26 protein-coding genes are annotated in these 26,483 nt (G+C 55.4%); 17 read left to right on the plus strand and 9 right to left on the minus strand.

From position 1 onward, the window contains the following. Positions 1 to 93 precede the first annotated feature (93 nt). The 3 genes from PGQ95_RS19830 to PGQ95_RS19840 all read right to left on the minus strand — a co-directional run bounded on the left by PGQ95_RS19830 (position 94) and on the right by PGQ95_RS19840 (position 2,523). Positions 94 to 429 (minus strand): AzlD domain-containing protein, encoded by a 336-nt coding sequence (locus tag PGQ95_RS19830; RefSeq protein ID WP_430919105.1) that lies wholly within the window; start codon positions 427 to 429, stop codon positions 94 to 96. Beyond that, on the minus strand, positions 422 to 1,162 hold the full coding sequence (locus PGQ95_RS19835; RefSeq protein ID WP_015368777.1) for an AzlC family ABC transporter permease: 741 nt from the start codon (positions 1,160 to 1,162) through the stop codon (positions 422 to 424). The genes PGQ95_RS19830 and PGQ95_RS19835 overlap by 8 nt, the downstream gene beginning before the upstream one ends. A gap of 83 nt (positions 1,163 to 1,245) precedes the next feature. After that, a complete protein-coding gene (locus tag PGQ95_RS19840) occupies positions 1,246 to 2,523 on the minus strand; it encodes a serine dehydratase subunit alpha family protein (RefSeq protein WP_430919108.1) in 1,278 nt (425 codons plus the stop codon). 364 nt (positions 2,524 to 2,887) lie between these two features. Here PGQ95_RS19840 and psiE point away from each other — a divergent pair, with 364 nt between their 5' ends. Further along, the gene (psiE, locus tag PGQ95_RS19845) at positions 2,888 to 3,298 is read left to right on the plus strand and encodes a phosphate-starvation-inducible protein PsiE (RefSeq protein WP_015368775.1); all 411 of its coding nucleotides are present in this window, start codon (positions 2,888 to 2,890) and stop codon (positions 3,296 to 3,298) included. A gap of 193 nt (positions 3,299 to 3,491) precedes the next feature. Here psiE and malG read toward each other — a convergent pair whose 3' ends face one another. The 3 genes from malG to malE form a co-directional block, all read right to left on the minus strand. Further along, complete coding sequence (gene malG, locus PGQ95_RS19850; protein WP_015368774.1) at positions 3,492 to 4,382, minus strand: maltose ABC transporter permease MalG; 891 nt, start codon at positions 4,380 to 4,382, stop codon at positions 3,492 to 3,494. Positions 4,383 to 4,396: 14 nt separating this feature from the next. Next, complete coding sequence (gene malF / locus PGQ95_RS19855; protein ID WP_113374990.1) at positions 4,397 to 5,941, minus strand: maltose ABC transporter permease MalF; 1,545 nt, start codon at positions 5,939 to 5,941, stop codon at positions 4,397 to 4,399. 129 nt (positions 5,942 to 6,070) lie between these two features. Next, the gene (malE, locus tag PGQ95_RS19860) at positions 6,071 to 7,261 is read right to left on the minus strand and encodes a maltose/maltodextrin ABC transporter substrate-binding protein MalE (protein ID WP_087858845.1); all 1,191 of its coding nucleotides are present in this window, start codon (positions 7,259 to 7,261) and stop codon (positions 6,071 to 6,073) included. 27 nt (positions 7,262 to 7,288) lie between these two features. On the opposite strand from malE, the gene PGQ95_RS19865 reads away from it, so the two are divergent. From PGQ95_RS19865 to ubiA, 6 genes are all read left to right on the plus strand, one after another. Then, positions 7,289 to 7,465, plus strand: coding sequence for a hypothetical protein (locus PGQ95_RS19865; RefSeq protein ID WP_015368771.1), 177 nt, complete (start codon positions 7,289 to 7,291; stop codon positions 7,463 to 7,465). Positions 7,466 to 7,631: 166 nt separating this feature from the next. Beyond that, complete coding sequence (gene malK / locus PGQ95_RS19870; RefSeq protein WP_015368770.1) at positions 7,632 to 8,741, plus strand: maltose/maltodextrin ABC transporter ATP-binding protein MalK; 1,110 nt, start codon at positions 7,632 to 7,634, stop codon at positions 8,739 to 8,741. Positions 8,742 to 8,840: 99 nt separating this feature from the next. Further along, positions 8,841 to 10,139, plus strand: a complete 1,299-nt coding sequence (locus PGQ95_RS19875; protein WP_015368769.1) for a maltoporin — start codon at positions 8,841 to 8,843, stop codon at positions 10,137 to 10,139. A 106-nt stretch (positions 10,140 to 10,245) separates the two neighbouring features. After that, positions 10,246 to 11,193: a maltose operon protein MalM gene (gene malM, locus PGQ95_RS19880; RefSeq protein ID WP_047066997.1), complete on the plus strand. Its 948-nt coding sequence runs from the start codon at positions 10,246 to 10,248 to the stop codon at positions 11,191 to 11,193. 188 nt (positions 11,194 to 11,381) lie between these two features. Further along, positions 11,382 to 11,879, plus strand: coding sequence for a chorismate lyase (gene ubiC / locus PGQ95_RS19885; protein WP_087858843.1), 498 nt, complete (start codon positions 11,382 to 11,384; stop codon positions 11,877 to 11,879). A 12-nt stretch (positions 11,880 to 11,891) separates the two neighbouring features. Further along, positions 11,892 to 12,761: a 4-hydroxybenzoate octaprenyltransferase gene (gene ubiA, locus PGQ95_RS19890; protein WP_045396790.1), complete on the plus strand. Its 870-nt coding sequence runs from the start codon at positions 11,892 to 11,894 to the stop codon at positions 12,759 to 12,761. Positions 12,762 to 12,812: 51 nt separating this feature from the next. Here the strand turns inward: ubiA and plsB are convergent, their stop codons facing one another. Continuing rightward, on the minus strand, positions 12,813 to 15,236 hold the full coding sequence (gene plsB / locus PGQ95_RS19895; protein ID WP_087858842.1) for a glycerol-3-phosphate 1-O-acyltransferase PlsB: 2,424 nt from the start codon (positions 15,234 to 15,236) through the stop codon (positions 12,813 to 12,815). 130 nt (positions 15,237 to 15,366) lie between these two features. Between plsB and PGQ95_RS19900 the strand changes: the two genes are divergently transcribed. From PGQ95_RS19900 to PGQ95_RS19915, 4 genes are all read left to right on the plus strand, one after another. Then, positions 15,367 to 15,735: a diacylglycerol kinase gene (locus PGQ95_RS19900; protein ID WP_087858841.1), complete on the plus strand. Its 369-nt coding sequence runs from the start codon at positions 15,367 to 15,369 to the stop codon at positions 15,733 to 15,735. A 122-nt stretch (positions 15,736 to 15,857) separates the two neighbouring features. Continuing rightward, the gene (gene lexA, locus PGQ95_RS19905; RefSeq protein ID WP_015704040.1) at positions 15,858 to 16,466 is read left to right on the plus strand and encodes a transcriptional repressor LexA; all 609 of its coding nucleotides are present in this window, start codon (positions 15,858 to 15,860) and stop codon (positions 16,464 to 16,466) included. A 70-nt stretch (positions 16,467 to 16,536) separates the two neighbouring features. Next, on the plus strand, positions 16,537 to 17,862 hold the full coding sequence (dinF, locus tag PGQ95_RS19910) for an MATE family efflux transporter DinF (protein ID WP_430919110.1): 1,326 nt from the start codon (positions 16,537 to 16,539) through the stop codon (positions 17,860 to 17,862). 175 nt (positions 17,863 to 18,037) lie between these two features. After that, a complete protein-coding gene (locus PGQ95_RS19915) occupies positions 18,038 to 18,247 on the plus strand; it encodes a CsbD family protein (protein WP_015704042.1) in 210 nt (69 codons plus the stop codon). Between the two features lie 80 nt (positions 18,248 to 18,327). Here PGQ95_RS19915 and zur read toward each other — a convergent pair whose 3' ends face one another. Next, entirely contained in the window at positions 18,328 to 18,843 is a 516-nt protein-coding gene (gene zur, locus PGQ95_RS19920; protein ID WP_045379090.1) for a zinc uptake transcriptional repressor Zur, read from the minus strand. A 114-nt stretch (positions 18,844 to 18,957) separates the two neighbouring features. Between zur and PGQ95_RS19925 the strand changes: the two genes are divergently transcribed. The 3 genes from PGQ95_RS19925 to pspG all read left to right on the plus strand — a co-directional run bounded on the left by PGQ95_RS19925 (position 18,958) and on the right by pspG (position 20,931). Next, the gene (locus tag PGQ95_RS19925) at positions 18,958 to 19,446 is read left to right on the plus strand and encodes a cupin domain-containing protein (RefSeq protein WP_430919113.1); all 489 of its coding nucleotides are present in this window, start codon (positions 18,958 to 18,960) and stop codon (positions 19,444 to 19,446) included. 102 nt (positions 19,447 to 19,548) lie between these two features. Continuing rightward, positions 19,549 to 20,547 carry a tRNA dihydrouridine(20/20a) synthase DusA gene (dusA, locus tag PGQ95_RS19930; RefSeq protein ID WP_087858839.1) on the plus strand — a complete coding sequence of 333 codons (999 nt, stop codon included), beginning with the start codon at positions 19,549 to 19,551 and terminating at the stop codon, positions 20,545 to 20,547. Positions 20,548 to 20,688: 141 nt separating this feature from the next. Beyond that, the gene (pspG, locus tag PGQ95_RS19935) at positions 20,689 to 20,931 is read left to right on the plus strand and encodes an envelope stress response protein PspG (RefSeq protein WP_045396775.1); all 243 of its coding nucleotides are present in this window, start codon (positions 20,689 to 20,691) and stop codon (positions 20,929 to 20,931) included. Between the two features lie 193 nt (positions 20,932 to 21,124). On the opposite strand, the gene PGQ95_RS19940 is transcribed toward pspG, so the two are convergent. After that, entirely contained in the window at positions 21,125 to 22,108 is a 984-nt protein-coding gene (locus PGQ95_RS19940; RefSeq protein ID WP_213794922.1) for a quinone oxidoreductase, read from the minus strand. Positions 22,109 to 22,540: 432 nt separating this feature from the next. Here PGQ95_RS19940 and dnaB point away from each other — a divergent pair, with 432 nt between their 5' ends. The 3 genes from dnaB to tyrB all read left to right on the plus strand — a co-directional run bounded on the left by dnaB (position 22,541) and on the right by tyrB (position 26,445). After that, on the plus strand, positions 22,541 to 23,956 hold the full coding sequence (gene dnaB / locus PGQ95_RS19945; RefSeq protein WP_015368755.1) for a replicative DNA helicase: 1,416 nt from the start codon (positions 22,541 to 22,543) through the stop codon (positions 23,954 to 23,956). Positions 23,957 to 23,987: 31 nt separating this feature from the next. Next, positions 23,988 to 25,067 (plus strand): alanine racemase, encoded by a 1,080-nt coding sequence (gene alr / locus PGQ95_RS19950; RefSeq protein ID WP_430919115.1) that lies wholly within the window; start codon positions 23,988 to 23,990, stop codon positions 25,065 to 25,067. Between the two features lie 184 nt (positions 25,068 to 25,251). After that, entirely contained in the window at positions 25,252 to 26,445 is a 1,194-nt protein-coding gene (gene tyrB / locus PGQ95_RS19955) for an aromatic amino acid transaminase (protein ID WP_430919117.1), read from the plus strand. The last annotated feature ends 38 nt before the right edge of the window (positions 26,446 to 26,483 follow it).

The raw sequence follows: 26,483 nt of genomic DNA on the forward strand, positions 1-26,483 counted from the left end.
GTATAGTGCCTGCAAAATGAGCAATGAGGAACGGCGAAAAACGGTGGGGAAGGATAGCGGCAGGCGCGTCAGCGGTGGTAATAATCATACGGTTTATCCTTCAAACGGTTGCATAAAATAATTCAACAACACCAGCGAGCCGACGCCGCTCACCACCACCCACACCAGGCCTAAACGGAAGCTGGCGAGCGTGCAGATAATGGCGGCGATCACCTTCGGATTCTTTAAGTCGAACTCCATGCTGGAATTCACGCTAAGGATCTGAATGGTGATAATGGCCGGCAGGACGGTGACCGGGACGAAGCGCAGCGTTTTCGTCACCCGCTCGGACATCTGGATTTTTCCGGCCAGGCCGATAAACGAAAATCGGATCAGGAAGGTCACGGCGGCCATACCCAAAGTCAGGGCGATAAAGTAGCTATTATTCATGTTCCAGCGCCTCCACGAGCGGCATGTCGGATTCGGCAATCGCTGCCTGTTTACGTTCTTCAGCCAGGTCGACGCACAGCCCGGCGAGCACGCCAAGTACTGAGGCGACGACAATACCCAGGGAGTAGGGCAGGATGACCAACAGCACGCCGGAGACGGCGGCCACCACGGCGGCGACGGTACAGGCCTGGCTTTTTATTTGCGGCACCACGATGGCGATAAAGGCGGCGACCATGGCGAAATCCAGACCATACTTTTCAATATTCGGGAAGGAAGCGCCGACCAGCGCGCCGAGGAAATCGGCCAGTACCCAAATCGCCCAGAAGGTGATCATCGCCGAGCCATAAAACAGATACTTATCCTGCTTATTGCCTTCCATCTCTTTGACGGTGGTGGCGTACACTTCATCGGTCAGCGCGTAGGACATAAAGCATTTTTTAAAGAACGATGCTTCACGGACGGTACCGGAAATAGAGGCGCTGTACAGTACGTGACGTAGGTTAATTATTAATGTGGTGAATATAATAACCCCGAGCGTGGCGCCGGTTTTTAGCATATTTAATGCCAGCATTTGCGCGGAACCGGCAATAACAATCGCCGACCACGCCGTACTCTGCCAGACGCTCATTCCGGCGCTGACGCTTAATGCGCCGACAATAAATGAAAATGGAAAGTCGCCGATGCACAGCGGCATAATGGCGCTGGCGCCACGGAAGATGACTTTTTTATTCATCTGCTATACCTGCTAATTTATAAATAATAATGTGGGTAGGGTAGGTTAATCAGGGCCTGAATATTCAGGCCCGTTAAATATTATTATTTAGCGACCATAATGCTAATAATTTCTTTATCGGTGAGGGTCATTGGTTTAATCACCAGGCGGCACAGGTTATTAATAGTCTGCTCGACATCGGCGCAGACAATACCATCATTGGCGCCAGCGCAGCTATTTTGCATCGCCATCAGTACCGCCTTAAACGCGCTGGATACCACGGACGAGACTTTCATCGCACAGCTATTAGAGGCGCCATCACAAATCATGCCGGTAATATCGCTGACCATATTAATAATCGCGGTATTAATGGTGTTGATATCGCGGGTAAACAGCCAGGCCATCCCGGCGGCGGCGCCCATGGCGGCGGTTGAGGCCGCGCATAGCGCAGATAAGCGCGTATAACGAGAATGAATTGAGATGGCGGTGAGATGAGATAGAGACAAAGCGCGCGCCAGGGTCTCTTCATCGACGCCGAGATGCTCTGCAACCACCACTACCGGCATGGTTGCCGTAATGCCCTGATTACCCGAACCGAAGTTAGACATTGCGACCACCGGCGCGCCGCCCATGCGGGCATCTGAAGCGGCGACGGTGTTGATGATCACCTTGCTTAACAGATCGTTGCTCATCAGGCCGTTTTTCACGGCGTCAGAAAAGGTACCGTTAATGTTCAGGCCATATTTTTTGGTTTTGCCTTCTGCCGCCAGCGCGGAGTTTAAGCGCGCGGCTTCAAGAATAAAGCGAATATCATTAAAGTCGGCGCTATTAATAAATTCGTAAGCCTGCTGTAGCGAAAAATTGGGCAGCGTTTCGTGCCGGGCGCGCGCATTCTGTTTTTCGCTTAGTGGTTGCGGCTGGCCATTAATATAAAGCTCGACCACGTTGGTGTGGGTTCCTTTCACCACGACGCGGCAGGTATTCTCGTCATCTGAGAGAGTTAGATCCAGATGAATAAAGTCCGGGGTCTCTTCGACGGCAATATCAACGGCATGATTGGCGATCAGTTTCTGCGCCATTTCGACGTGTAGCGGGGTGATATCTTCCAGCGTTTTTAATCCCTTTTGCGGGTTGCCGCCAAATGCGCCAATTGCGGCGGCCAGCGCTACACCGCAAACGGTGGTGCCGGGAATAGTGACGCCCATCGCGTTTTTATAGAGATTGGCGGAAATAAAACCGCTAATGTTAGTACAAGGGTTTTCTAAATATTGTGCGGCGTAGGCGGCAGCGAAGGAAATAGCGACAGGTTCAGTACAACCTAAAGCCGGGGCAACTTCTTGTTTGAGCCATTTTACGTACAGGGAAGCGTTATCGGAGTCCATAATGATTTAATGTCCAAAATTAAATTTTATTCAACTGCGATAATGCTAAGACAAAGGATGAGAAAAATCTTACCCTAATAGCCATATAAATAATGCGGATTAGAGAAAAATTTTATCTTGTGGCAGGTTTTAAGATATAACTGTTTCAAATGGTAAATATTTTAAATTTCAGTTGGTTATTTGGTTTTGTCCTAAGCGTAACGGATGATTTGGTTAACTTGCTCACAGCGTTGCGGGAAGTAAAATTTTCTCTTAGTTGCATTTACCGCGTTGAAGGACCGATGCTGCTCGCAAAGCGAAGTAGATCTGGATCACACTTTTGCGCTATACAGATCAACAACGTTCATGCATTTGAGGTGTCACTATGCCGTCGGTATATCGTCCGCTGGTTAATTTTGTTGCGAAGGCCATGCAGGCCGTGCTGAACCTGGCGCTGCTGTGTCTGGGAATCATTCTGGTGGTGTTCCTGGGAAAGGAGACCCTGCATCTGGCGCACGTGCTGTTTACGCCGGAGCCGGTGAGTAAGTACAAGCTGGTTGAAGGGCTGGTGGTCTATTTTCTCTACTTCGAGTTTATCGCGCTGATTGTGAAATACTTTGAGTCCGGTTTTCACTTCCCGCTGCGTTATTTCGTCTATATCGGTATTACCGCGATTGTGCGGCTTATTATCGTCGACCATGAGTCGCCGATGGCGGTGCTGATTTACTCTGCGGCGATCCTTATCCTGGTGATTACCCTGTGGTTGTGTAATTCCAACCGTCTGAAACGGGAATAAAAAAAGCGGCCTCCAGGGCCGCTTGACCGACAATCACAAATGAAATTTATGTAGGGTCCAGTAGAGGATTGCAGTGGCATTTGCCCTACTTTTTCAGGGAGAGGTGGGCTGCCGTACCCGGTTGGGGTCGCGTACCACATCCCACCCTCTCTGAAATTTGGGGCGATAAAACAAGGGACTAACATGATGAAACTTAACCTTTCACCCCGCCCGCCGTCAGGCCGTTAACCAACCAGCGCTGAGCCAGCAGGAAGACGACGGTAATCGGAATCGCCGACAGTACTGCCGCGGCGGCGAAGTCACCCCACAGGTAGTTCTGCGGATTGAGATACTGCTGCATCCCGACAGCCAGGGTATAGCTGTTTACATCGCGTAGCAGCAACGAGGCCACCGGCACTTCGGTAATCGCGGCGATGAACGACAGAATAAACACGACCGCCAGAATCGGTACCGACAGCGGCAGCAGCACCAGGCGGAAAGCCTGCCATGGAGTGGCGCCATCCAACGCGGCCGCTTCTTCCAGTGAGCCATCGATAGTTTCGAAGTAGCCCTTAATTGTCCAGACGTGCAGCGCGATACCGCCCATATAGGCGAAGATCACCCCGCCGTGAGTGTTGAGGCCGACGAAAGGCAGATATTGACCGAGGCGGTCGAACAACGCATACAGCGCCACCAGCGACAGCACCGCCGGGAACATCTGGAAAATCAGCATCCCTTTGAGCAGCGTCGCTTTACCCGGGAAGCGCATACGGGCGAAAGCGTAAGCGCAGGTGGTGGAGAGGGCGACGATGCCGATCGCGGTAATCCCGGCGACCTTAATTGAGTTCCACAGCCAAAGCAGTACCGGGAACGGCGGCGGCGTTACCCGGCCATCGGCGTGTTCGACGCTGAAGCCTAATGCCAGACGCCAGTGCTCCCATGAGATGGTATCCGGGATCAGACTGCCGGTCGCGAAGTTGCCTTCGCGCAGCGAGATAGCGATAACCATCAGCAGCGGAAACATAATCGCGGCGATAAAAATCAGTAGCAGGAGATGCGTGGTAAATAAACGTAGCTTCTGCGATTTGGGTTGGACCATAGCCATTGTCGTTATCTCCCTTAATCAAACTTCATGCGCGTGGCTTTCAGATTCACAATCGCTAACGCCCCAACCAGCAGGAAGATAAGCGTGGCGATAGCCGCCGCCAGGCCGAAGTCCTGACCGCCGCCGCCTTCAAAGGCGATACGATAGGTGTAGCTCACCAGCAGGTCGGTATAACCGGCCGGCGTGGTGGTGCCGAGACGGTCCGGGCCACCGTTGGTTAACAGTTGAATCAGCACGAAGTTGTTAAAGTTAAAGGCGAAGCTGGCAATCATCAGCGGCGTGAGCGGTTTGATCAGCAGCGGTAGCGTAATTTTAAAGAAGTTCTGGAACGGGCCCGCGCCATCCATCGCCGACGCCTCGTACAGATCGTCCGGAATCGCCTTCAGCAGCCCCATGCACAGAATCATCATGTACGGGTAGCCCAGCCAGGTGTTGACGATGATGATCATCGTGCGTGCGGTGGTTGGGTCGCTAAACCAGGCTGGTTTAATGCCGAACAGCGCGCTCAGCATCATGTTGATTTCACCAAAGCTCTGGTTAAACAGCCCTTTGAAAATCAGTATTGAGATAAATGACGGCACTGCATACGGCAGAATCAACAACACGCGGTAAATCGCTTTGCCCTTCAACGCTTCCCACTGCACCAGGCAGGCCAGCACCATTCCCACGGCGACGGTCAAAATCACCGTCAGCACCGAGAACACCACGGTCCAGACGAAAATGGCGAAGAACGGTTTCTGGATCCCTTCATCCTGGAAAACGCGGGTGAAGTTATCCCAGCCGATGGTAACGGTATAACCCGGGCTCAGCTTCTCATTGCCCCAGCTGCCATCGGCATTGATGGATTGATAAAAGCCGATGTCGGCGTTAGGGCGATATTTTACGCCGCTTTGGTTGTTAGTGAGCGTGCCGTCGTTGGCCAGCGCGTACAGCGGTTGGGTACCGGAGAACTGGCGCAGTGAACTCATAATCACTTTGCTTTCATCCGGCAGCACGGCGGTCAGTTGGTTCAGCGCGGCGCGGTTCTGGGTGATTACGCGTAAATTCGCGCGTTCGCCTTGCGGCAGGACATCGGCTTCTTTTAACGCCAGCTTCTGCTCACCGCCAAATTTAAAGGCTTCGGAGAGATAATTTTTACCGCTTTCACCGTCCGTCAGCGCCAACTGCCACTCATCGCCCGCCGGGTAGAGTGAGAAGTTATAGGCTTTGCCGGCCTGGAAAGAACGGTCCATCAGTACCTGCTGGGCGCGTTCGAAGGTGAGCTGGTTGGTGCTGCTGTAGTTAGTGAAGGCGATGGCAATGGTACAGATCAGCGGAAACAGAACAAACAGCCCCATCCCGGCGAGACCCGGATAAACATAGCGCCAGGCGTAAGCCTTGCGATTAGAAAAAATATACAGGCCAACCGAGCTTAAAATCAGCGTCATGATGGCGAACAGGTACTCCCCCTGGGCGTACATTAAAACAACAAGGTAACCCACCAGCAGGCACAGCAAACCAATCACAGACCATGTGAGTTGCGGGCTTTGCCACCAGTGTTTCTTTTTAACGGCATCCATGGGGATCATCCTCTACAACGTTAAATATCTGTCGACAAAAGTGCCTGATGGCGCTGCGCTTATCAGACCTACTGGGTGCGTAGGCCGGATAAGGCATTTATGCCGCCATCCGGCACGTGTGCGACGGTATTACTTGGTGATACGGCCCTGTGCATCCTTCAGTGCGGCATCGACGGTCTGACGGCCGCTTGCGGCGTTGATAACCGCGGTACGGACGGCATACCAGAATGCAGACATCTGCGGAATGTTCGGCATGATTTCGCCTTTCTGCGCGTTAGCCATGGTGGCGGCGATACGCGGGTCTTTTTCCAGCTTCTCCTGGAAGGATTTCAGCGCCACGGCGCCCAGCGGTTTATCGTTGTTCACCGATTCCAGGCCCTGATCGGTCATCAGGTAGTTTTCAAGAAACTCTTTCGCCAGTTCTTTATTCGGGCTGGCGGCGTTAATCCCGGCGCTCAGTACGCCAACGAATGGTTTAGACGGTTTGCCTTTGAAGGTCGGCAGCAGAGTAACGCCGTAGTTAACCTTACCTTTGTCGATGTTCGACCACGCCCACGGACCGTTGATGGTCATCGCGGTTTCGCCTTTGTTGAACGCCGCTTCCGCGATGGAGTAGTCGGTGTCGGCATTCATGTGTTTATTCTTGATGAGGTCGACCAGGAAGGTCAGACCGGCTTTTGCCCCGGCGCTATCGACGCCGACGTTTTTCACGTCGTATTTGCCGTTTTCAAACTTAAACGCGTATCCGCCATCGGCGGCAATCAGCGGCCAGGTGAAGTACGGTTCTTGCAGGTTGAACATCAGCGCGCTCTTACCTTTCGCCTTCAGCTCTTTATCCAGCGCAGGGATCTCTTCCCAGGTTTTCGGCGGGTTCGGGACCAGGTCTTTGTTATAAATCAGCGACAGGGCTTCCACTGCCACCGGGTAAGCGATCAGTTTGCCGTTGTAGCGTACGGCATCCCAGGTGAACGGATAGAGTTTGTCCTGGAACGCTTTATCCGGGGTGATTTCCGCCAGCAGACCGGACTGCGCGTAGCCGCCAAAACGGTCATGCGCCCAGAAGATGATATCCGGGCCGTCGCCGGTCGCCGCAACCTGCGGAAACTTCTCTTCCAGCTTATCCGGATGTTCTACGGAAACTTTAATGCCGGTATCTTTTTCGAACTTTTTACCCACTTCAGCGAGGCCGTTATAGCCTTTATCGCCGTTAATCCAGATAACCAGCTTACCTTCTTCAATTTTTGCGAGGGCAGAGGCGGAAAACATCATCGTCGTCAATGCAGACAGCGCGAGGATGCGAGCGCCAGTTTTGATTTTCATATACCCGTCCTATTTGGTGATGTGCTCGTGGATACACTTGAGTGGTTTAACGCTGATGAGTTTCCTTTTTTAACAACCTCTTTCCATCCTCCCTATGTCTACGCCCCGCCCGCCGTTTATGTGATCCGCATTGCAGAAATGCCGGTAATGGGCCCTGGAGCACATAAAAAAGCCACCGTTTTTGTCGCTTCGATCACGAAATGACCCTTTGCCGGGAACTTCCGGCGGCGAGAGGAAATTTCTCATCCTCCCGTCTCCTCCCCCATCAAAAACCCGGGGGGTGGAGGATTTGCCAACGCAATGAATGCCGCATAGTCAGCCCATCTTGAATGTGTCTTTAAGTGACAGGTTGTAACGAAGGGAGAAGGGCATGGCGAGCGTACAGCTACGAAATGTAACGAAAGCCTGGGGCGACGTGGTGGTATCTAAAGATATCAATCTCGAGATCCAGGATGGGGAGTTCGTCGTGTTTGTAGGACCGTCGGGCTGCGGCAAATCCACCCTGCTGCGTATGATTGCCGGACTGGAAACGGTCACCAGCGGCGATCTGTTTATTGGCGATACCCGAATGAACGATGTGCCGCCCGCCGAGCGCGGTATCGGCATGGTATTCCAGTCTTATGCGCTCTATCCCCACCTTTCCGTTGCCGAAAACATGTCTTTTGGCCTGAAGCTGGCCGGGGCGAAAAAAGAGGTGATTAACCAGCGCGTGACTCAGGTCGCCGAAGTGTTACAGCTGGCGCACCTGCTGGAGCGTAAGCCGAAAGCGCTCTCCGGCGGCCAGCGTCAGCGCGTGGCCATTGGCCGTACCCTGGTCGCCGAGCCGCGGGTTTTCCTGCTTGATGAACCCCTGTCCAACCTTGATGCCGCACTGCGCGTGCAGATGCGTATCGAAATCTCCCGTCTGCATAAGCGCCTTGGCCGCACGATGATTTACGTCACCCACGATCAGGTGGAAGCCATGACCCTGGCCGACAAAATCGTGGTGCTGGATGCCGGCCGCGTCGCGCAGGTCGGGAAACCGCTGGAACTCTATCACTATCCGGCAGACCGCTTTGTCGCGGGCTTTATTGGTTCGCCGAAGATGAACTTCCTGCCGGTCAAAGTCACCGCGACCGCCATCGAACAGGTACAGGTCGAACTACCGAACCGCCAGCAGGTCTGGCTGCCGGTAGACAGCGCTCACGTTCAGGTCGGCGCCAATATGTCTTTGGGTATCCGCCCTGAACACCTGCTGCCGAGCGACATCGCCGATGTCACCCTCGAGGGCGAAGTGCAGGTGGTCGAACAGCTTGGTCACGAAACGCAAATTCATATCCAGATCCCCGCCATCCGTCAGAACCTGGTGTACCGCCAGAATGACGTGGTGTTGGTAGAAGAGGGAGCCACATTCGCCATCGGTTTGCCGCCGGAGCGCTGCCATTTATTCCGTGAGGATGGCACCGCTTGTCGTCGGTTGCATAAAGAGCCGGGCGTATAAGGTTCCCCATTAAAAGAAGACGCGAACCCAGCGCGCAGCCAACGATGCGGCGGCCGACGGGGAAGTGTTCAAAGAAAAGCAATGATCTCAGGAGATAGAATGATGATTACTCTGCGCAAACTTCCACTGGCGGTAGCCGTTGCGGCGGGCGTGATGTCTGCCCAGGCGCTGGCTGTCGATTTCCACGGTTACGCCCGTTCCGGTATTGGCTGGACCGGCAGCGGCGGCGAACAGCAGTGCTTCCAGGCCACCGGCGCTCAAAGTAAATACCGTCTCGGTAACGAATGTGAAACTTACGCTGAACTGAAACTGGGCCAGGAAGTGTGGAAAGAGGGCGATAAGAGCTTCTACTTCGATACCAACGTTGCCTACTCGGTATCGCAGCAGAACGACTGGGAATCTACCAGCCCGGCCTTCCGTGAAGTTAACGTGCAGGGTAAAAACCTGATCGACTGGCTGCCGGGATCAACCCTGTGGGCCGGTAAGCGCTTCTATCAGCGTCATGACGTTCACATGATCGACTTCTACTACTGGGATATTTCCGGTCCTGGCGCCGGTATCGAAAACATCGATCTGGGCTTCGGTAAACTCTCTCTGGCCGCCACTCGTTCTTCTGAATCCGGCGGCTCGGCAACCTATGCTGACCGCGATCCGCTGACTGGCGAACGCGTTTACGATCATCTGGTACCGAACGACGTCTTCGACGTGCGTTTAGCGCAGATGGAAACCAACCCGGGCGGTACGCTGGAGCTGGGCGTGGACTATGGTCACACCAACGTGCCGGATGACTACTACCTGCAGCCGGATGCATCGAAAGATGGCTGGATGTTCACCGCTGAACATACCCAGAGCATCCTGAAAGGCTACAACAAGTTTGTTCTGCAGTACGCGACCGACGCCATGACCTCCAACGGTAAAGGCGTACCGCAGGGCGGCAGCATCAATAACGATGGTTCCATGTGGCGTGTGCTTGACCACGGCGCGGTCTCTCTGGCGGACGATTGGGACATGATGTACGTCGCCATGTACCAGGACGTCAACCTGGACAACAACAACGGTACCAAATGGTGGACCGTCGGCGTACGTCCTATGTACAAATGGACGCCGATCATGAGCACCCTGTTGGAAGTCGGCTACGACAACGTCAAATCGCAGAAAACCGGCGACAGCAACAACCAGTACAAAATCACCCTGGCGCAACAGTGGCAGGCGGGCGACAGCATCTGGTCCCGTCCGGCAATTCGTCTGTTCGCCACCTACGCGAAGTGGGATGAGAAGTGGGGTTACACCGATAGCGGTGTTGCCATGCGCGATACCTCTGGTACCGGCATCAACACTTCCAGCCGCGGCGACAACGATGAGTGGACCTTCGGCGCCCAGATGGAAATCTGGTGGTAATGCAATCCGCATCATGATGAGTAAAGAGGGGCGGCAGCCCCTCTGTTTTCGGCCCAGCGCGCTATTGCCTGGCTAACGCTCGGCCATAGGAATTGAGGTGATAACAATGAATATGAAGAAAAGTCTCGTTGCCCTCTGCCTGTCCGCCGGCCTGCTGGCCAGCGTACCCGCAGTCAGTTTTGCTGATGTCAATTTCGTGCCGCAGAATACCTCTGCCGCGCCGTCAATCCCGGCTTCCTCGCTGCAGCAGTTGACCTGGACGCCGGTCGATCAATCGAAAACCCAAACCTCCAAAGTGGCGATCGCCGGACAAACGTTGAATGTCCCCGGTATCGCCGGGCCGGTGGTGGCCTATAGCGTACCGGCCAATATCGGCGAGTTAACCCTGACGCTGACCAGCGAAGTCGACAAACAGACCAGCGTCTACGCGCCAAACGTGCTGATCCTCGATCAGAGCATGACGCCGTCCGCCTTCTTCCCGAGCAGCTATTTTACCTATCTGGAGCCGGGCGTAATGAGCGCCGACCGCCTGGAAGGAGTAATGCGCCTGACGCCGGCGCTGGGACAGCAGAAAATTTATGTGCTGGTGTTTACCACTCCTCAGGATCTGCAGCAGACCACTAAATTAATCGACCCGGCGAAAGCCTACGCGAAAGGCACCGGTAACGCGGTGCCGGACATTCCGGATCCGATCGCTAAACATACCACTGACGGCACCTTGAGCCTGAAGGTGAAAACGTCTTCGAGTTCCAGCGTGCTGGTGGGCCCGCTGTTTGGATCTTCCGGCCCTGGCCCGGTGACCGTCGGCAATACCGCGGCGCCGGTCTATAACGCCCCGGCCGCTGCGCCTGTTGTCGCGCCGGCTGCTGCCGCCCCAGCGGCGAAAAGCGAACCGATGCTTGACGATACCGAAACCTACTTCAACAACGGTATCAAGAAAGCGGTGAAACAAGGCGATATCGACAAAGCCCTGAAATTGATGAACGAAGCTGAGCGCCTCGGCTCGAAATCTGCTCGTTCCACCTTTATCAGCAGTGTAAAAGGCAAGGGGTGACCGTCTCCCCACAATGCTGATGTTTAGGCACAGCCTTTAGGTGCGTCCGCCTGGACGCACTTTTTTTTATCGCGCAGCGGCAACTGTTGCATGCCTGTTGCGCGGATGATCGTATATTGACGTTTGCCCGCCCTCAAAACGCTATTCTGCGATACAATGCCTGCACGTTTTGTACCGGAGAATCAGGCATGCCACATCCTGCGCTTACGCAACTGCGTGCGCTGCGCTATTTTGCCGCCATACCCGAGCTGGACGCGCCGCTGCGCGACTGGCTGTTGCTGGAAGACTCAATGACCAAACGCTTTGAGCAACAAGGGAAAAAGGTCACCGTGACCATGATTAACGAAGGTTTCGTCGGGCGCGACGCGCTGGCTGGCGAAGAATCCCTGCTGCCGGAAGAAGCGCGTTATTGGCTCCGGGAGATCATTCTTTGCGCCGATGGCGAACCCTGGCTTGCCGGTCGTACCCTCGTGCCGGAATCGACGCTATGCGGCCCGGAATTAGCCCTGCAGCAGCTGGGGCAGACGCCGCTGGGCCGGTATCTGTTTACATCGTCGACGTTAACCCGTGATTTTATTGAGATTGGTCGTAGTGCACAGCTGTGGGGGCGACGTTCCCGTCTCCGGCTGAGCGGCAAACCGCTGCTGCTGACAGAGCTTTTTCTGCCTGCATCGCCATTGTATTAAGAGGAAGAGAAAATGGAGTGGAGTCTGACGCAGAATAAGCTGTTGGCGTTTCACCGCCTGATGCGTACTGACAAACCAATCGGCGCGCTATTGCTGCTGTGGCCGACGCTGTGGGCGTTATGGGTGGCGTCACCCGGGGTGCCGCCGTTGTGGATTCTGGCGGTGTTTGTCGCTGGCGTCTGGTTGATGCGCGCCGCCGGCTGCGTGGTGAATGACTATGCCGACCGTAAATTTGATGGTCACGTTAAGCGTACGGCTCGTCGCCCGCTACCAAGTGGCGAGGTCACGGAAAAAGAAGCGCGGATATTATTCGCGGTGCTGGTAGGGCTCTCCTTCCTGCTGGTGCTGACGCTCAATACCATGACCATCCTGCTGTCGGTCGCGGCGCTGGCGCTAGCCTGGGTTTATCCTTTTATGAAGCGCTATACCCATCTGCCGCAGGTGGTGCTGGGCGCAGCCTTTGGCTGGTCGATCCCGATGGCTTTCTCGGCGGTGAGTGAAGCGCTGCCGCTCAGCTGCTGGCTGATGTTCCTCGCTAATATTCTGTGGGCGGTCGCTTACGATACCCAGTATGCGATGGTCGATCGCGACGATGATGTCAAAATTGGCATTAAGTCGACGGCGATCCTGTTCGGTGAAAACGATCGTTTGATTATCGGTATTCTGCAGGTTGCCGTGCTGGTATTGATGGGCGCGGTGGGCTGGCTGAATGGGCTGAACTGGGAATTCTACTGGTCGCTGTTTATTGCGGCAGGATTGTTTGTCTGGCAGCAGAAGCTTATCTTCAAGCGCGAACGCGATAACTGCTTCAAAGCGTTTATGAATAATAACTACGTTGGGCTGGTGCTGTTTCTCGGTCTGGCGATGAGTTACCTGCAGTAAATCCTTCTTTCCCCGACTCGCGCCGCGAGCCGGGGAACAGAAGCCGCAATATTATGCGTCGTCCTGAGCGGCGCTCTCAATCGTCAAACGTACATCTGACGTAATCAAATCCGCCAGCATCTGGTAGACCTTCAGGGTCTCTGCCGGCTCGGCATCGCCGGTATCGCTGATGTAGCCTTCGTCACGCAGGGTCAGCACCAGGGTACTGAACACCGCCTTATCGAAGAACTCCGGCGCGTTGATACCGTGCAGTACCGACAGACGCTGCGCCATGGTGCGGCTCTCTTTTTCCAGCGTACTGCGGTTGATGGACGGGTTGGCGCTCAACAGCCAGAAGGTGATCGCGTAGCGCTGTAACGTCTCGCGCGCGCCGGCGGCCAATAGCTGCAGGGAACGAGAGTGCGCCGGGTTGACGCTCATCTCATCGCCATTCAGGACCACCAGGCCCTGACGCTGCATTTCCGCCATCAGCGCATCGATAACGCCCGCCAGTTCTGCTTTTTCCCAGCGCAGGAACAGCTCGGCTTTCAGGAACGGATAGAACATCTCGACATGACGCAGCACTTCGCTACGGGAGATGCGGCGATGCTGGGTCACGATAGCGGCCAGCAGCGACGGCATCACCAGCATATGGGCGATGTTGTTGCGATAGTAGGTCATCAGCACCGCCTGCTCGCGCGGCAGGATGATGATATCGCCGATGGTGTCTTTCTCGACTTCGAACTTGTTCATCTGCAGCGCGTGGTCGATAAGCTCGCTGGCGGAAGCCGTCGGCGCGGTCGAATCGGTGGAGTACGGCACGTTACGCAGCAGGTCGAGGTAGCAATCCAACTGCTGGGTCAGCTGCTCACGGGTCAAAGAACGCTGACGCGACGCCAGAAGCGCCGTACAGCACAGGTTCATGGCGTTGGCCGCCCCGGCATTGTTGATGCGCACCATCAGATCGGCGGCGATATTATTCACCGTCGGCGTCAGCCAGGAAGGGCGGACGGCTTCTATAGGATCGATGGCTTCGCGCCATTCCGGCACGTGCTGATTGAGGTAGGTCATCAGCGGCAGCGGCTCGCCGAAGTTAACGTAGCCCTGGCCGAGATTACGCAGCTTGCTGAGGCCGCGCACCATCTGCGGCAGGCTCTCTTTTTCTTTTGTCGCGCCGCGCAGCTCTTTGGCGTAGGTACCGACTTCCATCACGTGCTCGTAGCCGATATAAATCGGTACCAGGGTGATGGGGCGGCTACCGCCGCGCAGCATCGCCTGGATAGTCATCGACAGGGTGCCGGTTTTCGGATCCAGCAGGCGGCCGGTACGGGAACGCCCGCCTTCGACAAAGTATTCCACCGAATAACCACGGCTGAACAGCTCGCCAAGATATTCGCGGAATACCGTGGAGTAGAGCTTGTTGCCCTTAAAGGTACGGCGAATAAAGAAAGCGCCCAGGCGGCGGAAAATCGGCCCGGCCGGCCAGAAGTTGAGGTTTATGCCGGCGGCGATATGCGGCGGCACCAGCCCCTGATGATAAAGCACATAAGAGAGCAGCAGGTAGTCCATGTGGCTACGGTGACAGGGCACATAGACAATCTCATGGCCGTCATGCGCCAGCTGGCGTACGCGCTCGGCGTTATGCACGTTAATCCCCTGATACAGACGGTTCCAGGTAAAGCCCAGAATACGGTCAGTCAGGCGGATCATTTCATAAGAGAAGTTAGCGGCAATCTCTTCCATCAGCGCGATGGCGTTCTGCTGGGCCTTCTCGTGAGAAATCTTCTTGCTGCGCGCTTCATCTTCTACCGCGCGGGCGATAGCTTTCGATGCCAGCAGCTTGTTGAACAGATCCTGGCGGGCAGGGAGGCGCGGGCCGACGGCGGCCAGACGTTGACGGGCGAAGTGCATACGCGCCACGCGGGCCAGCTTCTGGGCGATGATTTTATCGGTCCCGTGCTCATCCGCCATGCGGCGCAGAGAGACAGAAGGCGAGAAACGCACGAAGCTATCGCGGCCAAGCCAGGAGACGGCGAAGAATTTCTGAATACCGTTAAGCATCCGCAGCGGCGGATTCTCTTCGCCTTTTTCACGACCCGGCGCGCGGCCGAACATGACCGACACCGGTACCATTTGCACGTCGAGGTCGGGATGATTACGGTGCAGATCCAGGTAGTCGTGGAAAAGCTTGATGGACTCTTCTTTCGGCGTGTAGTAGGTAAACACGCGCGGACCGCCGTGGATGAAAACGTAGCGCGGCAGCAGTGTGCCGTCGATTTCCAGCGGTTCAAAAGGGTCGGGTAAATCATGCGCCAGGCACTGGGCGCGCAGGGTCAGCAGGTCCGCCTTGGAGTTATAAGGCAAGACGTACATTATCGGACGCGAGGTATCGAGCCCTAATTCCTGAGCAGGTTCTGCCGGAATAGACTTGCTTTTTACCAGCACCCGTAATGGTAAATTCAGTAATTTATAGTAAATTCGTTGCCAGCCGGACATAAACGATGTGAAGCCTCTGGTTAATCATGCAAATGCGCGGCAAGAATAACAGAAAGCGTACAAAATTTCCGTTGTCACACGGCAAACACGTACACTCAGCGACGTCATTTACATTAAAAGGTTCTTTTTGATGGCCAATAATACCACTGGGTTAACCAGAATCATTAAAGCAGCAGGTTATTCCTGGAAAGGTTTCCGCGCGGCGTGGGTGAACGAAGCCGCTTTCCGCCAGGAAGGCGTCGCCGCTATTGTGGCCGTGGCGATAGCCTGCTGGCTGGATGTCGATGTCATTACGCGAGTCCTGCTCATTGGCTCGGTCCTGTTAGTGATGATAGTCGAAATTCTAAACAGCGCGATTGAAGCGGTGGTTGACCGAATCGGGCCTGAGCATCATGAGCTTTCCGGGCGCGCCAAGGATATGGGCTCGGCGGCGGTACTGCTGGCGATAATCATCGCGTTGATCACCTGGACTATGCTTTTGTGGTCGCATTACCGCTAAGTCTTGTCGGCAACGCTCGCAAAACGCAAAGAATCTCCTGATTTTTATATGATATGTGGTTCCAAAATCACCATTAGCTGTATATACTCACAGCATAACTGTATATACACCCAGGGGGCGGAATGAAAGCGTTAACGACCAGGCAGCAAGAGGTGTTTGATCTCATCCGGGATCACATCAGCCAAACGGGCATGCCGCCGACGCGTGCGGAAATTGCTCAGCGCTTGGGGTTCCGTTCCCCGAACGCGGCGGAAGAACACCTCAAAGCGCTGGCGCGTAAAGGCGCGATTGAAATCGTCTCCGGCGCTTCACGCGGCATTCGTCTGCTGACGGAAGAAGAACATGGCCTGCCGCTGATTGGCCGCGTCGCCGCGGGCGAGCCGCTGCTGGCGCAGCAGCATATTGAAGGTCACTACCAGGTTGATCCAGCGATGTTTAAACCGAATGCCGACTTCCTGCTGCGCGTTAGCGGGATGTCGATGAAAGACATCGGTATCCTCGACGGCGATCTGCTGGCGGTGCATAAAACTCAGGACGTGCGTAACGGCCAGGTCGTCGTCGCGCGTATCGATGAAGAAGTCACCGTAAAACGTCTGAAAAAGCAGGGCAACGTCGTTGAACTGCTGCCGGAAAACAGCGAGTTTTCCCCAATCGTCGTCGATCTGCGCCAGCAGAGCTTCACCATTGAAGGTCTGGCCGTCGGCGTGATCCGTAACGGTGAGTGGCTGTAACTCCCGTCCTAACGCAGCGTCATCATGATGCATGACGCTGCGATGTTCCTCCTCTGTCTGGTCCCTCTTCATGCTGCTCAACGCCGCCGATAAAGCAATGTGGCGCCTCGCGCTACCGATGATTTTCTCTAACATTACCGTTCCGCTGCTTGGGCTGGTCGATACTGCCGTTGTCGGCCATCTCGATAGTCCCGTCTATCTTGGCGGCGTCGCCGTCGGCGCGACGGCGACCAGTTTCCTCTTTATGCTGCTGCTGTTCCTGCGAATGAGCACCACTGGCTTAACCGCTCAGGCCTATGGCGCCAAAGATCCGCAGCGCCTGGCGCGCGCGCTGGTGCAACCGCTGATCCTGGCGCTGGCCGCCGGGCTGCTCATCGTTCTGTTCCGCATGCCGCTCATTGACCTCGCGCTGCATATCGTCGGCGGCAGCGAGGCGGTACTGGAACAGGCCAGGCGGTTCCTGGAAATCCGCTGGCTCAGCGCCCCGGCGTCGTTGGCCAACCTGGTGCTGTTAGGGTGGCTGCTTGGCGTGCAGTACGCTCGCGCCCCGGTCATCCTGCTGGTGGTCGGCAACTTGCTGAATATCGTGCTCGATCTGTGGTTGGTGATGGGGTTGCATATGAACGTGCAGGGGGCGGCGCTGGCGACGGCGCTGTCGGAATACGCCACCTTTATCATCGGCCTGCTGATGGCGAAACGGGTGCTGGCGCTGCGTGGCGTGACGTTTGCCATGTTGAAGGAGGCGTGGCGCGGCAATATGCGGCGCCTGCTGGCGCTTAACCGCGACATCATGCTGCGCTCGCTGCTGCTGCAGCTCTGCTTTGGCGCCATCACCGTCTTCGGCGCCCGTCTTGGCAGCGACGTGGTGGCGGTCAATGCGGTACTGATGACCATGCTGACCTTTACCGCATACGCGCTGGACGGTTTTGCCTATGCCGTCGAAGCCCATTCCGGGCAGGCCTACGGCGCGCGTGACGGTAGCCAACTGCTGGAAGTCTGGCGCGCGGCCTGTCGGCAATCGGGAATGGTCGCGCTGGCGTTCGCGCTGATCTATAGCTTGGCGGGTGAGCATATCGTCGCGCTATTGACCTCTATCCCATCATTGCAGCAGCTGGCAGACCGCTATCTGTTCTGGCAGATGATCCTGCCGGTGATTGGCGTCTGGTGTTATCTGCTGGATGGCATGTTTATTGGCGCGACGCGCGGCGCGGAGATGCGTAATAGCATGGCGGTAGCCGCCGCGGGGTTTGCGGTAACGTTGCTCTCTGTGCCCATGCTCGGCAACCACGGCCTATGGCTGGCGCTGGCGGTGTTCCTCGCGCTGCGTGGAATTTCGCTGGCGCTCATCTGGCGCCGCCACTGGCAGCGTGGCACCTGGTTTAATTCACCCTCCTGAATGTAAGTATCCCGGCTGAGCGCAGCGCGAGCCGGGAAAATTCCCCCAGCGTTTTCAATCGGCATGATGGTTAAAAATTCCGAATAACGAATCGTCGTCAGCATTGTCATCTATAGTTATTACCATGTCCGGAACAAAACGGGCTGTTAACCCACCGAATCATGAGGACGTAATGATGAATAAAGACGAAATCAGCGGTAACTGGAAACAGTTGAAAGGTAAAGCCAAGGAACAGTGGGGTAAACTGACCGATGACGATATGACGGTCATTGAAGGGAAGCGCGATCAGCTAGTCGGTAAAATTCAGGAACGCTACGGCTATGCGAAAGATCAGGCCGAAAAAGAGGTGTCTGACTGGGAGCGTAAGAACGATACGCGCTGGTAGCGAATTCTGTTTTGACCCCCTGTTTATGCCTGTCTAACGGCATAGCGATATGCCGTAGCTTCCCGCTGACGTCGCCCGACTCAGCGGGCTTTCTTTTTAATCTGGATAGTATGATCGTGATGGCAGTGTTCGCGGGCGCTGCAGGCTTCGACTTCCACGCAGGCCGCGCACAACCCATGCGCTTCAATCACATTATGCCGTAGAGCAAAGCCCATTCTGGCCGCCAGCGTATGCATGATATCTTCTACGCCTTCCGCACACTCTTCTTTGACCACGCCGCAGCGATCGCAGATAAACATCGCCGAACTGTGGGTGGGCTGATCGAAAAGGTGGCACAGCACATAGCTGTTGGTCGATTCCACTTTGTGCACAAAACCTTGCTCCAGCAGAAACTCCAGCGCGCGATAGACCGTCGGCGGCTTCGCCTGCGGCTCTTTTTCACGCAGCAGATCCAGCAGATCGTAGGCGCTAATCGCCCCTTGCTGCAGGCTCATCAGACGCAACACTTCCAGACGCTGCGGGGTCAGGCGTACGCCACGTTGCACGCAAAGCTTTTCAGCCTGCGCTAACATTTCTTGCGAAGTGGTGTTATCCATGAGCATCCTCTGGTTGCGTGATGTTGAAACTGTTACTTTATCACGAACCAGGTAAAACGCCGAGATCCTGCAAGCTTTGCTATACCTGATGTATCTCATTTTCGGGAGAAAACGATGAAACGACCTGATTGCATTCGACATTGGCGCGAACTGGAAGGTGCGGATGATTCCACCTACCCCGATAGTCACGAGTTTTTTTCTATTGGCGCGCCTCTTGCCCGCGGCCTGCGGCTAAATCGGCTGGGCATCCATCATGAACGCTTACCGCCGGGACGAAGAACCTCATATCCGCATGCGGAAAGCGATGAAGAAGAGTTTATCTATGTGCTGGAAGGTTTTCCGGAAGTCTGGATCAATGGCTATCTATGGAAGCTGGAGCCGGGCGATAGCGTTGGTTTTCCGGCGGGAACTGGCGTATGTCATACCTTCCTGAATAATACCGAGCAGGAGGTGCGGCTGCTGGTCGTTGGCGAAGCGAATAAAAAGCACAACCGTATTTACTATCCGTTGAACCCGGGTTATGCCGCGACTCGCCAGGACCGCTGGGTAGATCATCCTCCGCAGTTTTTTGGCCCGCACGACGGTAAACCGCGTAAAATATAGGCCACATTTTCACCATGGTGCGTGGCGTTCGACGCTATGCGCCGTGGTTTGTGTTTGTGCTATAGTAGCGCCCCTTTTTACCCGGATGCTTATTTATTCGCCATGATGCCAGAATCCACGTCTACCGCTTTTGCCGCCCACCGTTTTTCTATCGCGCCCATGCTCGATTGGACCGACAGACATTGCCGCTACTTCCTGCGTCTGCTGTCGCGCCATACTCTGCTGTACACCGAAATGGTCACCACCGGCGCGATAATTCACGGTAAAGGCGACTACCTGGCCTATAGCGAAGAAGAACATCCGGTAGCGCTGCAGTTGGGCGGTAGCGATCCTGCGGCGTTAGCGCAATGCGCGAAGCTCGCCGAGGCGCGCGGCTATGATGAGATTAACCTCAATGTAGGTTGCCCCTCTGACCGCGTGCAAAACGGGATGTTTGGCGCCTGTCTGATGGGCAATGCCGCGCTGGTGGCGGACTGCATCAAAGCGATGCGCGACGTGGTGTCGATTCCGGTTACGGTAAAAACCCGTATCGGGATTGACGATCGGGATAGCTATGAATTCCTCTGCGATTTCATAGAGACCGTTTCCGGCAAAGGCGAGTGTGAAATGTTCATCATTCACGCGCGTAAAGCCTGGCTTTCCGGCCTGAGTCCGAAAGAGAACCGCGAAATCCCGCCGCTGGATTATCCGCGCGTCTGGCAACTGAAACGTGATTTTCCGCATCTGACGATGGCGATTAACGGCGGAATTAAATCTCTGGCAGAGGCTAAACAGCAGCTTGAGCATATGGACGGCGTGATGGTGGGGCGCGAAGCCTATCAAAACCCGGGCATTCTGGCTTCTGTGGATCGCGAGATTTTCGGCGTCGACGGCGCGGATGCCGATCCGGTGGCGGTGGTGCGCGCAATGTATCCCTATATCGAGCGAGAGCTCAGCAGCGGTACCTATCTTGGCCATATCACCCGCCATATGCTGGGATTGTTCCAGGGGATCCCCGGCGCGCGTCAGTGGCGCCGCTATCTCAGCGAAAACGCCCACAAAGCGGGCGCCGATATTAACGTGCTGGAGCACGCGCTGAAGCTGGTTGCCGATAAGCGTTAAACTTTTCGCTAAAAACTGGTCTATTTCGCCACGCCCTACAGCACTGCTGTGGGGCGTTTTGTTTTAATTCAATGAGTTATATCTGGCACGATTCTTGAAATAGCCAATCAGCTATCTGGTTATTTATTTCGGGAGAAGACCATGCTGGAACTCTTATTTGTTATTGGCTTTTTTGTCATGTTGCTGGTCACCGGCATCTCGCTGCTTGGCATTATTGCCGCGTTGGTCGTCGCCACCGCGCTGATGTTCTTTGGCGGCCTGTTCGCATTAATGTTTAAGCTGCTACCCTGGTTGCTGCTGGCGGTGGCCGTCGTATGGGTCATTCGGGCGATAAAATCGCCGACCACAACCCGCTATCGCCGCGAAGATCGCTGGCGCTACTAAGCCATCATTTTGGGGATTGAGCGGTGTGTCACAACCTGAGTAATTTTGCATAAAACAGCGTAGGCATTGCGTATTAAATCTGTCACTATTAGCGCGATAACGAATTCATCGCGCTGTACCCTACATACAGCCGAACAAAAAAAGTCAGGGCCTCCTTCGGGAGGCCCTAAACTTTTCCGGCGATCTCATCCCGTTACGGTAGCAGCAGGCTCGATCCCTCGGTCACCCGGCTTTCCAGGATCTCATGCGCGCGTCTGGCGTCACGCAGGGCGTATTTCTGATTATCCGCCACATCGACTTTGATCACGCCGCTGGCGATCAGCGAAAATAGCTCGTTGCTGGCTTCCGTCAGCTCTTCCCGGTTGGTGATGTAGCCTTGCAGAGAAGGGCGGGTCACATACAGTGAGCCTTTCTGATTGAGGATACCCAAATTCACGCCGGTTACCGGGCCAGATGAATTGCCGAAGCTGACCATCAGACCACGCCGCTGAAGACAATCGAGCGAGGCTTCCCAGGTATCTTTACCTACGGAATCGTAAACCACAGCGACTTTTTTACCGCCGGTGAGCGCTTTGACGCGCTCGGCAATATTTTCTTCGCGATAGTTAATGGTTTCCCAGGCGCCGGCCTGCCGGGCGCGCTGCGCTTTTTGCTCGCTGCCGACGGTGCCGATAAGCTTTGCCCCAAGCGCTTTTGCCCACTGGCAGGCAATCAGCCCCACGCCGCCCGCCGCCGCGTGGAACAAGAAGGTTTCATTGGCTTTTATTTCATAGGTTTTGCGCAGCAGATACCAGACGGTCAGCCCTTTAAGAAACGAGGCGGCGGCCTGCTCAAAGGAAATCGCATTCGGCAAAATCGCCGCTTTATCGGCATGCACGTTATGCACCGAACTATAAGCGCCAAGCGCGGACTGGGCATACACCACCCGATCGCCAACGTTGATATGTTTAACGCCGCTGCCGATTTTAGTAACGATACCGGCGGCTTCAGTGCCCAAACCGCTCGGCAGCGAGGGCGGTGGATACAGGCCGCTGCGGATGTAGGTGTCGATATAGTTGATACCGATAGCTTTGTTTTCTACCTGGATTTCGTGCTCGGCAGGATCGTTAGGGGTAAACTCGACCGCATGCAGAACCTCGGGGCCTCCGTGCGCGGGAAATTCAATTCGTGTTGCCATGTTTGCTCCTGTGCTGTTCTGATGTTATTGAATAAGCTTAACAGTCCGCTGCACAGGTGAGGGATTTTATTGCCGCGGATTTGATGAGGCGTACAAGGATAGCTTGCGGCTGTTGTACGGGCGCAGGAGTGAAGGACATGGAGCGTTTATGCTGAATTATAATTTTGACTACATTATTACCTTGATGGTTATGACGTTAGTGGTAGCGGCAGCGATGGTGTGTTTGATGTTGTTGTCGTTAAAGTCCAATAATCACAGAAAATTTTTTATTTTTGTCTGTGTGGCGATGGTGCTATTGGTTACGATGGCTTTCCATTATGGATGATAGCGTTCATCCATCAATTCCTCTTTCCGAAAACAGCAGTTCTATTGCGGCAACACGTTTGCCGCTATACTGTCACGCTCAATTGCGTATCGGTGAATTCTTAAGTTATGGCAGGAAATAAACCCTTCAACAAACCACAGACAGAACCTCGCGAACGCGATCCGCAGCTCGCCGGGTTGAAAGTCCCGCCGCACTCGATTGAAGCGGAACAGTCGGTGTTGGGCGGTTTAATGCTGGATAACGAGCGCTGGGACGACGTCGCCGAAAGGGTGGTGTCGGAAGATTTCTATACCCGTCCGCATCGTCATATCTTTACCGAGATGGCGCGCCTGCAAGAGTCCGGTAGCCCGATTGACCTGATCACTCTCGCGGAGTCGCTGGAGCGTCAGGGGCAACTGGATAGCGTCGGCGGCTTCGCCTACCTGGCCGAGCTCTCTAAAAATACGCCAAGCGCGGCGAACATCAGCGCGTATGCCGACATCGTGCGCGAACGCGCGGTGGTGCGTGAAATGATTTCGGTGGCCAACGAGATCGCCGAAGCCGGTTTCGACCCCCAGGGGCGCACCAGCGAGGACCTGTTGGATCTGGCGGAATCCCGGGTATTTAAAATTGCCGAAAGCCGGGCCAATAAAGACGAAGGGCCGAAGAACATCGCCGATGTGCTCGATGCCACCGTCGCCCGTATTGAACAGCTGTTCCAACAGCCGCATGATGGCGTCACCGGGGTGAATACCGGCTATGACGACCTCAATAAAAAGACCGCCGGGTTACAGCCTTCGGATCTGATTATCGTCGCCGCGCGTCCATCGATGGGTAAGACGACATTTGCGATGAACCTCGTGGAAAACGCAGCGATGCTGCAAGATAAGCCGGTATTGATCTTCAGTCTGGAGATGCCATCCGAGCAGATCATGATGCGTTCTCTGGCCTCGCTATCGCGCGTCGATCAAACCCGTATCCGTACCGGCCAACTGGACGATGAAGACTGGGCGCGGATCTCCGGCACGATGGGTATCTTGCTGGAAAAACGTAATATCTATATCGATGACTCCTCCGGCCTGACGCCGACCGAAGTGCGTTCGCGCGCCCGCCGTATCGCCCGCGAGCACGGCGGTATCGGTCTTATCATGATCGACTACCTGCAGCTGATGCGCGTACCGTCGCTCTCCGACAACCGTACTCTGGAGATCGCCGAAATCTCCCGCTCGCTGAAGGCGCTGGCAAAAGAGCTGCAGGTGCCGGTGGTGGCGCTGTCGCAGTTGAACCGCTCTCTGGAACAGCGCGCCGATAAACGTCCGGTCAACTCCGACCTGCGTGAATCCGGCTCTATTGAACAGGATGCCGACTTAATCATGTTCATCTATCGTGATGAGGTTTATCACGAGAACAGCGATTTAAAAGGTATTGCTGAAATTATCATTGGTAAACAACGTAACGGCCCGATCGGTACGGTACGACTGACCTTTAACGGCCAGTGGTCGCGTTTCGATAATTATGCCGGCCCTCAGTATGACGATGAGTAAACCTCCGTCTGTCTTTTTTTAAGGAATTCAAATGCAAGCGGCAACTGTAGTTATCAACCGCCGCGCTCTGCGACACAACCTGCAACGCCTGCGTGAACTGGCTCCTGCCAGCAAACTGGTTGCGGTGGTGAAAGCGAACGCCTACGGACACGGCCTCCTTGAGACCGCGCGAACGCTGACCGACGCCGACGCCTTCGGCGTCGCCCGCCTGGAAGAGGCGCTGCGCCTGCGTGAAGGGGGCATTACCCAACCGATATTGCTGCTGGAAGGCTTCTTTGAAGCGGCGGATCTGGCGCTGATTTCCGCGCAGCAGCTGCATACCGTGGTACATAGCCCGGAACAGCTGGCGGCGCTCGAACAAGCGGAACTGGCCGAACCGGTTACCGTCTGGATGAAGCTGGATACCGGTATGCATCGTCTTGGCGTACTGCCGGAACAGGCCGAAGCGTTTTATCAGCGGCTAAGCCGGTGCAAAAATGTTCGCCAGCCGGTGAATATCGTCAGCCATTTCGCCCGTGCCGATGAGCCGGAATGCGGCGCGACCGAGCGTCAGCTGGATATTTTCACCACCTTTACCGAAGGGAAACCGGGGCTGCGTTCTATTGCCGCCTCGGGCGGGATCCTGCTGTGGCCGCAGTCGCATTTCGACTGGGCGCGGCCGGGCCTCATTCTCTACGGCGTTTCTCCACTGGAGAACCACTCTACCGGTGAGGATTTTGGCTGCCTGCCGGTGATGTCGCTGACCTCCAGCCTGATTGCGGTGCGCGAGCATAAAGCCGGGGAGCCGGTGGGCTATGGCGGCACCTGGATTAGCGAGCGCGATACTCGCCTTGGGGTAGTGGCGATGGGTTATGGCGACGGTTATCCGCGCGCCGCGCCCTCCGGCACGCCGGTGCTGGTCAACGGCCGCGAAGTGCCGATTGTCGGTCGCGTGGCGATGGATATGATTTGCGTCGATCTCGGTCCTCAGGCACAGGATAAATCCGGCGATCCGGTTGTGTTATGGGGAGAGGGGCTCCCCGTTGAGCGCATCGCGGAAATAACGAGAGTGAGTGCTTACGAACTTATCACCCGACTGACCTCCAGGCTGGCAATTCGTTACCTCGACTAACTACGGTCAGTGGCATATTTCCCCGATTACGCTACGCTTATCGGGGTAATGAGCAGGGGCGGCGCGCGGCGTCGCCCATGTTTGCAGCGATCTTTGTCGATAACTTACCAACATCCCCTCGACCTTCCCCAACTTCCGGTTTATTGTGTAAATACCTGCTTTCGTAAACCTGGAGATACATCTCGTGTTTCAAAAAGTTGACGCCTACGCCGGCGACCCCATTCTCTCCTTGATGGAGCGTTTCAAAGAAGATCCGCGTAGTGACAAAGTGAACCTCAGCATCGGTTTGTACTACAACGAAGACGGCATTATTCCGCAACTACAGGCCGTGGCGGATGCCGAAGCACAACTCAATGCTCAGCCGCACGGCGCTTCGCTGTATCTGCCGATGGAAGGGCTCAATAGCTACCGCCACGCCATTGCGCCGCTGTTATTTGGCGCCGACCATCCGGTGCTGAAACAAAATCGCGTAGCGTCAATTCAAACCCTGGGTGGCTCCGGCGCGCTGAAGGTTGGTGCCGATTTCCTCAAGCGCTACTTCCCGCAGTCGCACGTATGGGTTAGCGACCCGACCTGGGAAAACCACATCGCCATATTTGAAGGGGCTGGATTCGAAGTAAGTACTTACCCCTGGTTCGATGATGAGAGCAACGGCGTGCGTTTTGAAGCCTTCCTCGCCAAACTACAGACGCTCCCTGAGCGCGATATCGTGCTGCTGCATCCGTGTTGCCACAACCCGACGGGCGCCGATCTGAGCAACGCGCAGTGGGATGAAGTCGTTAAGGTGTTGAAAGCACGCAATTTAATTCCTTTCCTCGATATCGCCTATCAGGGCTTTGGCGCCGGTATGGAAGACGATGCCTACGCTATCCGCGCGATTGCCAGCGCTGGCCTGCCGATGCTAGTCAGCAACTCGTTTTCCAAAATCTTCTCCCTGTATGGCGAACGCGTCGGCGGTCTGTCCATTGTCTGCGATGATGCGGAAACGGCAGGCCGCGTGCTGGGCCAGTTGAAAGCGACGGTGCGTCGTAACTACTCCAGTCCGCCGAATTTTGGCGCGCAGGTGGTCGCGGCAGTATTGAACGACTCGGCGCTGAAAGCCTCATGGCTGGCGGAAGTGGAAGCGATGCGTACCCGCATCCTGGCGATGCGCCAGACGCTGGTAGAGGCGCTGAAAGAGGCCGTTCCCGGCAAGAACTTTGACTACCTGCTGAAGCAGCGCGGTATGTTTAGTTACACCGGTTTAAGCGCGGCACAGGTGGATCGTCTACGCGAAGAGTTTGGCGTCTATCTGATTGCCAGCGGCCGGATGTGCGTGGCAGGACTTAACTCGCGTAACGTCCAGCGCGTGGCTCAGGCGTTTGCCGTTGTAATGTAAGTACTCACTTACTAAATCGCCCTCGCCAGCGTTAAGGC

Origin of the sequence: Klebsiella sp. 141240 (assembly GCF_050600805.1) — a bacterium.
In the GTDB taxonomy this organism is placed as follows: domain Bacteria; phylum Pseudomonadota; class Gammaproteobacteria; order Enterobacterales; family Enterobacteriaceae; genus Klebsiella; species Klebsiella aerogenes.